Raw genomic sequence first — 12,557 nt, forward strand, 5'->3', positions numbered from 1 at the left:
CTATCCAGTCGTTAGAGAGAAATCGAGCCCGTGTTATTCCCGCCAATGTTTACTTGCTTCGCGGAATCTCGCGCAACTGCCATTATAGTCGCCAACGCAGGACTTTCTTTCACTTCATCAAGGATCGCCTCCACGCTGGCCTTGAGCGCGGGTTCCCGTTGGAATGAAGCAGCCAACTCGCCGACCAGGAGCGATTCCATTTCTTCATCGTGTGCGCCGTTCTGCAGTCGCTCTAAGGCGTCAGCAGCAATCGGAGAGACGGGGCCTCGCACTAGAGCGCCTAGCCGTTGCACTGCCTGCCATGCCTGCGAGCCTGCTTGGGTTGCGAAGCCTTCGGCTGCTTTCGCACCAAGTAGGGCAACAACTGCCACTCCGATGGAAATCGGATCCACCCTTCATTCTCCCTGTGTAGAACGCGCTTGGCCGGCGGTTGTGCTTGGTCCTGCATTCTAGCTCTCGTCGTCAATCTGGCCGAGTCGGCAATCTGACGCTTGATGAGCCGTAAGGGTTCAGTGAGCCCGTGGGTGGTGTGTTCGGTGTCCTGATCGTCTTGGGCAGGGCCTGGGTGGTAGTGCATCGATGACGGTTGTGGTGTCTGCTTCGTGGTGTGTCTGTCACGGTCCTGGATGCCGCTGCCGCTGACGTGGTGTCGTGGCAGGTGCGCTGGGGCTGAGGCTCGGGTGGCGGAGTGGCTGAGCAGGTCGCGATGTTGTCTCGGATCTTGCTCGGTCAGTCGTCGGAGAGGTCGCGGCAGAGTTCAGCGACGGACGCGGATGCCTCGGCTGGGGACGCCGGGCGGGGGGCCGGCTGTGGCGGGTTCGGGTGTGGCGGGTTCGGGTGTGGCCAGCCTGGGCGAAGTCAGCAGCCGGTAGTCGTCGGCATGCCTCAGGGATTACTCGTAGCTGGAGACCGAGGAGGTGGTCCACGACGTCGCCGAGGGGGGGTTGCGATGGGCCTGTTGCCAAGCGGAGCCAGGGTTCGTGACGGGAAAGTCAGAGCTAAGACACCCGCCACCGATCAAGACCTATGCTGCGGCACACGGCCACCGCACGATGTTCGGTTGCCCACACAAACCATCGATGATCAACGCGGTGGCCGTCTCCATACGCACGCCACGCCCCCCGCCGGAGCTTCGGTGACTGCGGCCCGCGCCGCCGAGGCTGATCAACTCCGCCAGCTCTCTGACCGTCAGGCGCCGGAGCGCGATGCGGTTTCACATCGCGCCCCGGGTTCCCTGAATGGCCTTGGCCTGCCGAGGCGCGCCATGCCGAATCCTGGTGTGGCGAGGCAGGGCGAGCCTAGGCCGGCCATGCCCAGCGATGGCGTGCCTTGCCACGCTGGACCATGGCCTCCCTACTGTCCGTTCCCAGGAGGTAGGGAGTTTGTGGGTTGTGGTTGTCCGCGCTGCGGGGATTCCAGCTCGGTGAGTCGTCGGCGGAGTTGGGCGATCTCGGCTTCGGTGGTGTCCACCCGGCCGCTGGTCTGCTCGACTTGGCCGATCACGGCTTGGACGGTGACGCCGATCGCGGCCATCGTCTTCTCCAGCCGATCCTGGCGTACGTCGAGGTGACGCATGAGCAGGGCTTGCCGGTTGAATGCCATCGCCGTCGCCTCGACCAGCCGTGCGGTGGTGACGTCGAGTTGTCTGAGGTCGATGGTCTCGACCTTGCCGCGGCCGGCTTCCACCTCGGCCACGGCCCGGCTCTGATGCTGGCGGGCTAGCTCGATGACCTGGTCTGGTTCGGCGAGCTGGTAGCCGTGCCCGCGCACGATGCTGAACACCTTCCGCTGGCCGAGCAGTTCCGCTGCCGCTCTGCGGGCGGCGGCGAGGATCGCCTGTTTGTGTCTTGGGTCGAGGAAGTCCAGGCCGACCAGTTCGCCGAGTTCCTCGTAGCGGATCAGGTCGCCGGGTTTGAGGTCGGCCATCTGGTCGTGGAACACACGCCAGCGGGGCCGCGCCGGGGTGTCCTGGCCGGGGTGGCGGACCGCGACTGCCTCTCCGGTGCTCGTCATTGGTCGGTCACGTCCAGGGTGGCGGTGAACCGTCCGTAGGTGGGCCGGTAATCGCCCAGTCCGATCATCGAACCGGCAACGTTCGCGGCGCTGCGCAGGTCGTCCACGTCGATCACGGTGCCGTCAAGCATGCCGGTCGCCTGGAGCCGCCAGTTCGGGAAGATCGGCCGGGTACGCATCACACGGTTCATGCCGACCTTGACCGGTGCGCGGTGCACCCACCGGCCGTCGGCGTACATCGCCTGCAGGTCACGCGGCCCGTCGTACTCGACCGGCATCGTCATGGTCTCGATGATCACGCCGCGTTCGATCTTCTTTCCGCCTTTGCTCAGACGTGCCCCTTCCACCAGGCATTTCTGCAGGTTGGTCGCGGGGACGAACGGCCCGACCTCGGGTGTGTAGTACATGCCTCCCAGCCATTCCAGGTGCGCGATTTCGGCGTGATCGTCGTCGGTCTTCCTCGTCTTCCCGGTCACCTGTCGGATCTGTTTGACCACGGTGTCCATGGGGTCGACCAGCCGGGCGTTGTGCATCAGTAGCGGCGACGTTCCCTCGCAGACGATCTTGAATCTCAACTGCCCGTACTCCTCGTTGGCATGTCAGGTAACGGTTCGGCCCGCCCCGGGTTGAGGGGTGGCCGGGACGTCGGTGGGTGGGGGGCGAAGTTCAGTGGGGGCGCCGGCCGATGGTGGACAGCGCGAGGTTGCCTTTGACGGCTAGTTCGGGGTTGGTGAGCAGGTCGCGGAAGGCGTCGATGTCGGCGGGCGGCATGCCGGCGTTGATGAGTTTGCGGCGGAGAACGGCGGCGGCGGCGTGGGGTAGGAGGCAGCCGTGACTGCCGCCGGTCCAGGTGGCGGTGTGACCGGTGGTCGTGGTGTCGAGGCCGAGGTTGCGCATGGCGTGGTGGACGCGGCGGCCCCAGGTGGGGTCGTTGCGCGATGCGGTCAGGGCGGAGTGGAAGGCGTCGTGGTAGGCGGTGAACAGCCGGTCGGCTTCGTCGAGGTCCGGTGCGGTCAGCACGCTGGTACGCCACGTCGGCTCGAATTCCTCGATGATCAGGACACCGCCGGGGGCGAGGGCGTCGGCCAGGGTCGCGAGGACGTCGTGGCGTTGGGGAAGGTGCCCGAGCAGGAGCCGGACGTGGACGAGGTGGTAGGGGCCGCCGCCGGGTAGCGGGTCGGTGACGATGTTGTGGTGGATCAGCTGGACCCGGCGGTCGGTGTGGCACGGGTCCAGGTCGATGTCGGTCGCGATGACCTCCCCGGCGGGGGCCATTTCGGCAAGGGTGGACGCGATGGTGCTGGCGCCGACGGCGACGACCAGGCATCGGGCGTTGGCGGGGAGGGCGAGGCTGCGTAGTTGTTGGCGGCTGAACGGGTCGTACATGCCGGCGAGGGCGCGCATCATCAGGGTGCGCTCGCGTTCGGTCTGGTCGGCGTCGTGGAACAGGTAGGTCATCGACACGGGTGCCTTCTCCGAGGTCCGAGGTGGGGAATGGGCTTAGGCGGTGGTGTGGCGAATCCAGGGAGCTGCGGCGTGGCAGCCGGCGGTGAGGAGGTAGTACAGGACGGTGCTCGCGCCGGCGAGGAGGACAACGGCCGCCCAGGCGAGGTCCGCGCGGGTGCCGGCGGTCTGGATGACGACGCCGAGGCCGCTGATTCCGCCGAACAACTCCGCGACGACGGCTCCGATGAGGGCCAGCGGGAGCGCGATCCGCAGCCCGGCGAAGATCTGCGGCAACGCCGCCGGCACCCGGATCTTGAGGAACAGTTGCCAGCGGGAGGCGGTCAGCGAACACGCCAGCTCGACCAGCTCCGCCGGTGTGGACCTGAGCCCGCTCTTCGTGGCCAGGGCGATCGGGAAGAAGCACATCATCCAGACCAGGACGATCTTCGGCCCTGACCCGAACCCCAGGGTGACGATCAGGAGCGGCACCACGGCGGGTTTCGGGATCGTGCCGAGCACGAGCAGCAGCGGCGTCATGGCGCGTTCCAGACGGTGGGAGATCGCCAGGACGATCCCGACCGCCACGGCCGTGGCGACTGCCAGTGCGTAGCCGGCCGTCGCGGTGGCGAGGGTGTCGGCGGCGTTGCGCAGCAGGTAGCCGGGCTGGCCGGCGAGGGCTTCGACGACCGCGGGTGGCGACGGCGCGAGGTACGGCGCGACGTCGAGTGCCTCGACGGCAACCCACCAGGCGGCGACCAGACCGGCCGCCCCGAGGATCGGCGCCGCCGAGGCCGACATTGCGGCCCGCGCTCGACCAGGGGTGTCAGGGGTGAGACCAAACATCGGGCGCCGGCCGCCTATTCGGCCAGGTCGAAAGCGACGATGTCCTGCGGCATCAGCCCCGGCCGGATCGCACCCGCGCCCTGGAGGATGGCGATGTTGCGGGCGACCCGACCCTCGTCGAAATGCCCGAACGGGTAGTCGCCGAGCGGCTCGACGTAGCCGCGCAGGCCCTGCAGCTCCGAGGTCGCCGTGGCGGCCTGCTGGCCCTGGGTCTCATCCTGGGCGGCGTAGATCTGCCCCGCCAGGTCGGGCTGGTCCACCGCGTGACGCAGCCCGCGCAGCAGCGCCCGGTTGAACCGCCGTACCAGGTCCGGCTTCTCCCGGGCGGTGGTGGTGGTCACCGCGATCGCGGAGCCGTGGAGGTCACCGATCCAGTCTGCGAACGGCAGGACGGTGATCTCCTGTCCGGCGAGCTGCCGCACCGAGTCAACTGCCGGCACGAACTGGCTGGCCGCGTCCACCTTGCCGGCGGCGAGCAGCGCCGCGTGTTGCGCCGGGACCGGGTTGCTGACCCACTCGATCGTCGAGTGGTCGAAACCGGCCAGCCGGGCGTACGTCGGGAACAGCACGTGGTTGATGCCACCGGGGACGTAGCTGAGCCGCCGGCCCGCCAGATCACTGGGCCGATTGATGCCGCTGCTGCGCAACGCAACGAAGCAGGCGAGGTTGCGCTGATGCAGCACCGACGTCAGGACGACGTCCGAGATACCGCCGGGCTTGCTGTACTCGATCATCGCGGCGTTGACATCCACCGTCGCGAAGACCACCTCTCCGCCGGCCAACAGCCGCAGGTTCTCCGTACTGCCCTTACCCGGCAGCACCTGCACGTCGATCCCCTCGTCCCGGAACCAGCCTTCCGCCTGCGCGACGAAGATCGGCGCCTCCCGACCCTGAATCCCGGCCCCCGTCAGCACGGTGACCTTTTCCACCGCCGAACCGGGGCGACTCCGCTCACCACCGGCGCAAGCCGCCGCGGACACCGTTCCCACCAGGGCCGCCGCCCCGCCGGCCAGCAGCCGTCTGCGGCTGATCACCATCGTCATCACACACCTCACTTAGAAAACTTAGAAATACAAGCTGAGGGCTACTGCGGGACACGGTTGCGTCTGCGCACCCGCCTCCCCCCGGGGCCGAGCGGTTCGGCGACGGGGGACGCCGAAGGTGCGGAGGGAGGCGGGCTGCGGCCGAGGCGCCGGGCTCGTTCCTACGCAAGGCGGTGCCTCGACTAGCACCAGAACCTAGATTGCTAAGTAAGCCAAGTCAACATCCGTTGCTATGCATACTTGTCAACGCAGGTCAGGGCGTGGTGCGATGGGCACGCCTACGCAAGGAGCCCTTCATGTCGACACCGTCCCAGCCGGCCGAACCCGTCTACCGCCGGATCATGCGCGCCATCGAAGCCGACATCGCCAGCGGCGAACTGAAGCCCGGAGACCGTGTTCCCTCCACAGCGCAGCTCGTCGAGCAGTACCAGTGCTCAGCCCCCACCGTTCGGCAGGCACTCGCCAGGTTGCAGGAACGCGGCGTCCTACAAGGACACCAAGGACGCGGCGTGTACGTCAACCAAGCGCCGGACTGACCCTGTAGATCAACGGACCCGAGGCGTCTATTCGGCCGCGTTATGGATTCTGTTTCGTATCATCGCGTAGTAGACGGGGCTTGTTGGCGCATGCCGGATGGTACCTACGATTCGATATCCCCATTGCAGATAGGCGCTCTGAGCAGGCTCGTTGTCCACGATGACAGTAAGTGCGACGTATTCCTCAGTGCGAAGTCGGCAGAGTTCGTCATGTAGCTCGTGTCCAAGTCCGCGTCCCCTGAGGGGTTGTCGAACCATCAGCTCACGGAGCCAGAACACACTTCCCGAATCGGCTGCCTTCGCATGATCGGCTGACAACGACGGAACAATCTCTTGCCACCAGGGAATCGCCGGGTCGAGGGTCACGCCATGACATGAGCCTAACACTGTTTGTCCTACAACGGATGCCACAATTTCGAAACCAGGCATGGCCATAGCGCCGTCGAGGCGACGACCATATGCCGTTAACGAGAAAAACGGGTCGTCAGCGTAGGGTGCGACCGAGTACACGTCAGCGTACAGGTCCAACAGGGCGTCGCGATGTTTGCGGGCCGCTGAGCTGTCCCAGCGCGCGAGCGCTTCTTCTGCGCGTCGGTTGTACGGCATGATTCAGATCGCATCGATTTGTTCGACGGCGCGGCGAATCGCGACGGAGGCAACGAGTGGGTCCAGTTCACGCCGTAGCGACTTCAACTCGTTTCGAACCCGGGAGGATGTGATTTCACCGGCAACCTTCACCGCCTGGGTGACATCCTCGGCGCACTGACGTAGGTCTTTACGGCGCAGTGAGTTTCTAGATAGGCTGACGAGTCCGATCCCCATGTTCCGCCGAAACCCCTCGGTATGCAGTCTTGCAGACAATCGGAGTAGCTCGTCCGCCCTTTGATGCTGACCGAGGTCAGATCGGCACATTCCGTCGAGACATGACAGCTCAGCTTTGTTGAAGAACGAGATCCATACAGGGTCGTCACCGCTAACCCCCTTCTCGAACTCTGTCCGCGCCCGATCGATCGCACGCTCGCACGACTGTACTTCACCGAGCCCAGCCCATCCATGAGCCTCGCGAATCGCCAGTAGCGCCCGTACCCTTGGACTGACCCAGCGGCCAGTGTTCTCGCGTCCTCTTTGAGCTAGCAGGACGGCCTCGCGGTACCTTCGTTGTTGAACAGCCTGTCGTGACATATTTGCGAGAGTGCGAGAAATCAGGCCATGGTCCTCGGTCATGTACGCGAGGTTTAGCGCTTCGGTCAGATGGCGGTGTGCTTGCCTCGGCAAACTAGCGTCAAAGGAGTACCAGCCAATTGACGTCTTAAGTTCACCCATCATTCGTTGAAGATCCTGGCCGATGGAGTCGCCGTAGACGCCGCCCTCGACCATCTTCTCAATCATACGAAGCTGGGCATCAGCAAAACGCCAAAGACGATCACCGCCAAGGCGGGCGTCAAGGCTGTACAGGTCATCTATTATCGCGCGAAGGTCGGCTACATCACTCACCCCGATTCGAGGTCGGTGTGCAGCATCCTGGCCCTCGATGCGGTCGAGTAGACCTGCAACTCGCTCGGCCGGCTCCTGTCCGAGAGTTGACATCGCTTGAGTCGCAGCGCCAATGGTGCCAGCAAGAATCTGTCGGCGCTTCACTTGATCACCGGACTCTCCGTCGACTCGAAGGCTGTCCGGAACGACAAGTCCCAGCGGTATCCCGAGGCCCTCCACGAAGCGAAAAAAGACTCCAATGAACCTGACCGTCTGCTTTCGGTGCTCTATTCTGCTCAGCGCTGGCTGGTCCAGGCCAACCATCCCAGCGATCTGCCTCTGAGTCAGTGACGTCCACTCTTGCAGTAGCCGGGACACCGTGCCAAAGTCGTGCTCCCTGAGCGCCTCTCGCATTTGAGGGCGTTGCCAGATGGCGGGAGGAATCAAGGCAGACGGACCGATCTTTTCGCACGTCGCACACGTGTTCGAGTTGTTGTAGACACTGAGACGCCCACGGCATCCCTGACACTCTCGGTAACGTTGGCTTCCCATCAGCCCGCTCGGTCCGTCCTGAACGTTTCGTCAACATGAAGGTGACGGTACTGGACTTGGTTCGTAGGGCCATTGTGCTGCCCCTATGCCGTCCCGCCAAGCAATATGTCGAGTCAACAAGGCAAGTCGCCCTGTGACTCACCACTCACTCACTGTTGCATGGCCTGCAGATCGATGTCCCGAGCCCCAGAACAGGAGGCCGACGACGGATGGGGTCACAGCAGCCAACACTCCGACATCGCACAGGCCGATGGCGGCAATCGACCACCCATGCCGGCACCAACGACCGCACCTATCGGTGACCAGCTCCAGCGCACCCAAGCGGACGGACAACACCGCGACACTACTTCGATTACCTAGCAACACAGCGCGAGGAGGGATGATGCCCGCCCGAGTTCCTGCCATCGAACCGAATCAACGCCATCCTGACGAGATCGCGAACGCAGCTACGTACCACCGAGACGATCCGGTGTGGGCGTGGGCGCCATTCGACCGACAGTGGCGGCCGGGTGTTGTGGACGCCGGCTCGAACCTCGCGGTGCTGGTGACCTTCCGCTGGCCGGGCGGTGGGACGGGCGTCGACTCACTGCTTCCGCGTCACGTGATGCCCCGCACCGAGCGCGACGAGGACCTCGACCGCGCGGTCGCCGACCCGTCCCTGCCTGTCCGCCTGCGCAACACCCAGCCGCCGCACACCGATTCCGTTGCAGCCAGTCGACCCGCTCAGGAGGGCTAACCCGTGGGCACACCCCCAGCGGCATCAGGCGGCAGCCTGGGCCATCCGCCGTGGTGTGATCTGGCCGAGTGCACTGCCACCGGTCCGGTCGAGTACCACCCTGCGTCTGCGCCGCCGACTCATCGGGGGCGTCGATACTCCTGCAGCCCGACGCCCGGCCCGAATGTGACCGAGGCGGTTGTCCAGGTCGTTCGGTTCGTTGAGGACCCGCATCCGAACGACTTCGTCCGGTTGGAGTTGGGTGACTCGGACGGTCGCCAGTCGTACTACGTGCGTCTCGCTCAGGCCGAGTTGATGGCCAACGCCCTGAAGACAATCCTGGCGCAGACGCATGCAAGAGGCTCCGGTGCCGGTCTGGTCGGCAATGTGGCACGCGACCACGAACCCGGGACGTGACGGGCGCTGTGGCCAGCCAGCGGCCCGGACCGCAGATACCGCCGCAGGATCCGGCGCGGTTGCTGGCTGCGCTGCCTCAGGGGTTGGCTGTCATCAACCTGACGGTCGCCCGCCGGCGGGGTCCGGAGTTGGTTGTGCACGCGTTGTGTGTGCCGCCAGGCGAGCGGCACGCCGTTCTCGGTCCGGCGGGGGCGGGCACGACGTTGCTGCTCGACCTGGTTCACGGTACGAGACACCCGACGGGTGGGCGGATCTGCTGGGCCGGTGAAGACGTCACCGACCAGCCGGTAACCCGGCGTGCCCGGTGGCTTGGCCGCACCCACCACAAGCTGTCTCTCGTCCGTTCGTGGAGCTGTCTGGACAACGTCCTGCTCGGCGAGCAGGACCCGGCCGTCGGTCAGCTCGCCTCGGGGCTACGGCTGCTCGACCAGATCGGCCTCGCCGGGCACGCGGACGAGCCCGCCGGCTGGCTGGGGTTGGGGCAGCAGCGGCTGCTCGATGTCGCGGTCGCGGTGGCCGGCCGTCCGGATCTGTTGTTGCTCGATGACCCGGCGGCCGGTCTGACCGACCGCGACCTGCGCTGTCTCGGCAGGTTGCTGGACGGTTTGCCGACGAGCACGGCCGTGCTGCTGACCGGTCACGACACCCGGCTGCTCGGCGTCGTCGACTGGGTCACGATTCTGCGCGACGGCCGACGCCAGGCCAGCGGAACACCTGCCGACGTCGAAGCCGACCCGGCCATCGATCACCTCCGTCTATGCCGGGAGCAGCGGTGAGGAGCGTCGAGTTCGGGTTGCAGGCCGGCAACGACCGCGGGCCGATCCTCGCGCGTAGCGCGGCGGAGGTCGATGCCGCCTTCGCACGTCTCCTGGCCGCGGCGCCGCTGCTGCACAATCCCACCGTCTTTATCCGGGAGCGGCCCCGGATCGGCCCGGCCGGCATCCCCGACCATGGCCTCAAACTCGACCTGCGTCCCAGCTGCGGGGTTGGCGCCATGTCCTACTTCGGTGATCCCGCCGACGGCTGCCCGGGGCCATGGGTCACCCGGGCAGTCGGCCCGGTGCCGCCTGGGGTGGTGCTGTACCGGGACATCGACAGCGCGAGCCGGTATCCGGCTGACGCTGCCGTACCCCTCGCGCACATTCGCCGTGCCCTGAACGAGTTCTGCGCCGGCGGCGGCCGGCGGCCGGCCACCGTCGCCTGGCAGCAGGCAACGACATGGTGATCACCTACTCGCCGTGGGCGACCGGCGCCGTCCTTCGGGGACGGACCCGCATCCCACCAACCCCATCACGCTGGAAGTGACTGCCCCTCCATGAGCCGATCGCGTTCCTCAACCCCAGCCAGCGGCCCGCTGCGGCGCACGCCGACCCAGGACCGCAGTTTCCACAGCATGCACAGGATTCTCGACGCCTGCGTCGCGCTGGTCGACGAGGTCGGCTACGACGGGCTGAACACCACCGTGATCGCCCACCGGGCCAGGTTCTCCGTCGGCGCGGTCTACCGGTTCTTCAGCGACGTGCGGGCGGTCGTGCGGGCGGCGCGCCGCCGCAACAGCCAGAGGTACCTGGAACGGCTCAACGACCGGTTCTTCGCGTCGGCGCCCGCCCACTGGTGGGACGGGGCCGAAGCCGCCCTCGACGAGTACATCGCCATGCACCGAGACACACCGGGGTGCCGGGCACTGCTGCGCGCTGACGTGGACGACGTGGACCTGCTCACCGAGGAACGGGACCACCTTGGTGACCAGGTCAGTCGGGTGATTGTGGAGCAGTACGGGATCGACGACGAACGTGTGCGGTTCGCGTTGCGGATCGCGGTGGTGGCGTCCGATTCCCTGATCATGTTGGCGTTCCGGCACAACTCCGACGGCGACCCCGAAGTCTTGGCCGAGGCCAAGGTGCTGGTCCGCCGGTACCTGCAGCGGTACCTCGCCACACCCGTACCGGCCGGCGGACCCGACGGTGGAGCACCTCCGCCCGTCCCTGATGGTCGAAGCCAGCCATTCAGGCAACAGGCAACAGCTACCTGCGGCGGCGACGCCCGATGAGGGCCCGCGGCCTCGCCGAATGGCCGTTGCGGGAAGCGGTTCACGACCCGCGTCGGCGTCGGTGTGGGACAAGCCCGGTGGTGCCGGCCGTTGAGGGTTCGGCGGGGACCACCGAGGGGCGGGGGCGTTGCAGCGCTGCCGCCCCGCCCGCCCGCCGGCCACACCGGGATTGCGTCCCCCGGGCACGGCCGGCGGGCGGGCACCCCCCCACGACCTGACAAGACGGCACCGCAGCACGCCACAAGAAGGGAGTACCCCGTGAGGACCGCTGTCCTGTTACGCGCACTACCGGCCTGCGCGCCGGTGGTGGTGGAGTCGCCGGCCTGCCTTGCGGCCAGCGCTGCCGCCGTTCTGGCCTTGCACACCTCGACTGGCGACGGCGCGTGCGCGCAATGCCGTGCCGAGGGCAGAAGCAGCCCGTACCCGTGCCCCAGACGCGGTTGGGCCGAGTCGATACAGGCACACCGTCCCCGCACGGTAGGCGGGACCGCTCACGGAACCGGGGAGGCACGGTGACCGGGCCTGGTCCCGCGACCGCGCGCCGACGCCTGCGCACCGCGCTGCGGGACATCCGTCTCGACCAGGGCCTGTCCGCCGACGTGGTGGGGCAAGCTCTGGGCTGGCCGGCACCGCGGCTGCCTGGTATCGAGCAGGGCGAGTTCGGTATCGGGCTCGGCGCCCTGCGGAGCCTGCTCGCCCACTACCACATCGTTGACGACGACCAGGTCGAACGGCTTGTCGAGCTGCAGCGGCTCGCCCGCAAGCGGCATTGGTCCGACGCCTACTGGCAGTTCTACTCGCGGTCGTTCCGCGACTTCCTCAGCTACGAAGACGACGCCACGAGCCTGCGCTGCTTCCACCCTCGGGTCGTGCCGGGTCTTCTGCAGACCGAGGCGTACGCCCGAGCCCTCATCCAGGCCACCGCCCCGCACTCGATGACCCACCGCGAAGTCGAGGCCCGGGTGAGAGCGCGGATGCGCCGCCAACACGCCATCCTGGGTGCCGACCGGCCCATCCAGGTCATCCAGATCGTGCTCACCGAGCTGGCGCTGCTGCGTCCGGTCAGCGACGACCACACCATCCTGACAACGCAACTCGATCACCTGGCCAGCGTCGCCGAGCGGTCCCGGGTCGACCTCACCCTCATCCCCGCCGCCTGCGACCTGTACACCGGACTCGGCCCGTTCGTCGCCCTGCGATTCCACTCCGTACAGGATCCCGACCTCGTCTACCGCGACGACGCCCCCCACGACAGCGCGCTCAGCGACCTCCCGAACATCGTCGAGAAGTACCAGACGGCGTTCATCGACCTGCGCGCACACGGCATCAGCGGTCAGCAGGCGGTCGTCCGACTGGCCGAGATCCGGGGCGCCTGATGGTTCCCGCCTACCAACCTCCGGCCCCCTATCCACCGGATTGCGGCTGGAGACGCGATCAAGACCGAGCCAGTTCCGAAGCCTGGTGACCAC

Annotated in this window: 16 protein-coding genes; 8 read left to right on the forward strand and 8 right to left on the reverse strand. The window is 66.7% G+C overall.

Annotated features, from left to right (window positions below; genetic code table 11):
• Positions 1-11 precede the first annotated feature (11 nt).
• The 6 genes from O7627_RS36865 to O7627_RS36890 form a co-directional block, all read right to left on the reverse strand.
• Positions 12-392 carry a hypothetical protein gene (locus O7627_RS36865; protein WP_278098059.1) on the reverse strand — a complete coding sequence of 127 codons (381 nt, stop codon included), beginning with the start codon at positions 390-392 and terminating at the stop codon, positions 12-14.
• Positions 393-1,353: 961 nt separating this feature from the next.
• Positions 1,354-2,013, reverse strand: a complete 660-nt coding sequence (locus O7627_RS36870; RefSeq protein WP_278098060.1) for a hypothetical protein — start codon at positions 2,011-2,013, stop codon at positions 1,354-1,356.
• A complete protein-coding gene (locus O7627_RS36875; protein ID WP_278098061.1) occupies positions 2,010-2,588 on the reverse strand; it encodes a hypothetical protein in 579 nt (192 codons plus the stop codon). Before O7627_RS36875 ends, O7627_RS36870 begins: the two co-directional genes overlap by 4 nt.
• 91 nt (positions 2,589-2,679) lie before the next feature.
• Positions 2,680-3,471: a class I SAM-dependent methyltransferase gene (locus O7627_RS36880; protein ID WP_278098560.1), complete on the reverse strand. Its 792-nt coding sequence runs from the start codon at positions 3,469-3,471 to the stop codon at positions 2,680-2,682.
• Positions 3,472-3,513: 42 nt separating this feature from the next.
• A complete protein-coding gene (locus O7627_RS36885; protein WP_278098062.1) occupies positions 3,514-4,257 on the reverse strand; it encodes an ABC transporter permease in 744 nt (247 codons plus the stop codon).
• Between the two features lie 59 nt (positions 4,258-4,316).
• A complete protein-coding gene (locus tag O7627_RS36890) occupies positions 4,317-5,345 on the reverse strand; it encodes an ABC transporter substrate-binding protein (RefSeq protein WP_278098063.1) in 1,029 nt (342 codons plus the stop codon).
• A gap of 296 nt (positions 5,346-5,641) precedes the next feature.
• Here O7627_RS36890 and O7627_RS36895 point away from each other — a divergent pair, with 296 nt between their 5' ends.
• Positions 5,642-5,881 (forward strand): winged helix-turn-helix domain-containing protein, encoded by a 240-nt coding sequence (locus tag O7627_RS36895; RefSeq protein ID WP_278098064.1) that lies wholly within the window; start codon positions 5,642-5,644, stop codon positions 5,879-5,881.
• 27 nt (positions 5,882-5,908) lie between these two features.
• Here the strand turns inward: O7627_RS36895 and O7627_RS36900 are convergent, their stop codons facing one another.
• Both O7627_RS36900 and O7627_RS36905 read right to left on the reverse strand, forming a co-directional pair.
• On the reverse strand, positions 5,909-6,487 hold the full coding sequence (locus tag O7627_RS36900) for a GNAT family N-acetyltransferase (RefSeq protein WP_278098065.1): 579 nt from the start codon (positions 6,485-6,487) through the stop codon (positions 5,909-5,911).
• A 3-nt stretch (positions 6,488-6,490) separates the two neighbouring features.
• Positions 6,491-6,703, reverse strand: a complete 213-nt coding sequence (locus O7627_RS36905; protein WP_278098066.1) for a hypothetical protein — start codon at positions 6,701-6,703, stop codon at positions 6,491-6,493.
• A 507-nt stretch (positions 6,704-7,210) separates the two neighbouring features.
• On the opposite strand from O7627_RS36905, the gene O7627_RS36910 reads away from it, so the two are divergent.
• From O7627_RS36910 to O7627_RS36945, 7 genes are all read left to right on the forward strand, one after another.
• Positions 7,211-7,426 (forward strand): hypothetical protein, encoded by a 216-nt coding sequence (locus tag O7627_RS36910; RefSeq protein ID WP_278098067.1) that lies wholly within the window; start codon positions 7,211-7,213, stop codon positions 7,424-7,426.
• Between the two features lie 45 nt (positions 7,427-7,471).
• Positions 7,472-7,705 (forward strand): hypothetical protein, encoded by a 234-nt coding sequence (locus tag O7627_RS36915; protein ID WP_278098068.1) that lies wholly within the window; start codon positions 7,472-7,474, stop codon positions 7,703-7,705.
• A gap of 583 nt (positions 7,706-8,288) precedes the next feature.
• Positions 8,289-8,642, forward strand: a complete 354-nt coding sequence (locus O7627_RS36920) for a hypothetical protein (RefSeq protein WP_278098069.1) — start codon at positions 8,289-8,291, stop codon at positions 8,640-8,642.
• A gap of 392 nt (positions 8,643-9,034) precedes the next feature.
• Positions 9,035-9,814 (forward strand): ATP-binding cassette domain-containing protein, encoded by a 780-nt coding sequence (locus tag O7627_RS36925; RefSeq protein WP_278098070.1) that lies wholly within the window; start codon positions 9,035-9,037, stop codon positions 9,812-9,814.
• Entirely contained in the window at positions 9,811-10,263 is a 453-nt protein-coding gene (locus O7627_RS36930; RefSeq protein WP_278098071.1) for an Imm1 family immunity protein, read from the forward strand. The genes O7627_RS36925 and O7627_RS36930 overlap by 4 nt, the downstream gene beginning before the upstream one ends.
• Positions 10,264-10,440: 177 nt before the next feature.
• A complete protein-coding gene (locus tag O7627_RS36935; RefSeq protein WP_347404731.1) occupies positions 10,441-11,088 on the forward strand; it encodes a TetR family transcriptional regulator in 648 nt (215 codons plus the stop codon).
• A 512-nt stretch (positions 11,089-11,600) separates the two neighbouring features.
• Positions 11,601-12,464 carry a DUF5753 domain-containing protein gene (locus tag O7627_RS36945; protein WP_278098073.1) on the forward strand — a complete coding sequence of 288 codons (864 nt, stop codon included), beginning with the start codon at positions 11,601-11,603 and terminating at the stop codon, positions 12,462-12,464.
• Positions 12,465-12,557: the final 93 nt, after the last annotated feature.

This window comes from Solwaraspora sp. WMMD1047 (assembly GCF_029626155.1).
Lineage (GTDB): Bacteria > Actinomycetota > Actinomycetes > Mycobacteriales > Micromonosporaceae > WMMD1047.

Excerpts from the sequence above, each read along its gene's own strand:
- O7627_RS36870 (WP_278098060.1), bottom strand. The coding sequence starts at position 2,013 with ATGACGAGCACCGGAGAGGCAGTCGCGGTCCGCCACCCCGGCCAGGAC.
- O7627_RS36880 (WP_278098560.1), bottom strand. The coding sequence starts at position 3,471 with ATGACCTACCTGTTCCACGACGCCGACCAGACCGAACGCGAGCGCACC.
- O7627_RS36885 (WP_278098062.1), bottom strand. The coding sequence starts at position 4,257 with ATGTCGGCCTCGGCGGCGCCGATCCTCGGGGCGGCCGGTCTGGTCGCC.
- O7627_RS36890 (WP_278098063.1), bottom strand. The coding sequence starts at position 5,345 with ATGACGATGGTGATCAGCCGCAGACGGCTGCTGGCCGGCGGGGCGGCG.
- O7627_RS36895 (WP_278098064.1), top strand. The coding sequence starts at position 5,642 with ATGTCGACACCGTCCCAGCCGGCCGAACCCGTCTACCGCCGGATCATG.
- O7627_RS36900 (WP_278098065.1), bottom strand. The coding sequence starts at position 6,487 with ATGCCGTACAACCGACGCGCAGAAGAAGCGCTCGCGCGCTGGGACAGC.
- O7627_RS36905 (WP_278098066.1), bottom strand. The coding sequence starts at position 6,703 with ATGGGGATCGGACTCGTCAGCCTATCTAGAAACTCACTGCGCCGTAAA.
- O7627_RS36920 (WP_278098069.1), top strand. The coding sequence starts at position 8,289 with ATGCCCGCCCGAGTTCCTGCCATCGAACCGAATCAACGCCATCCTGAC.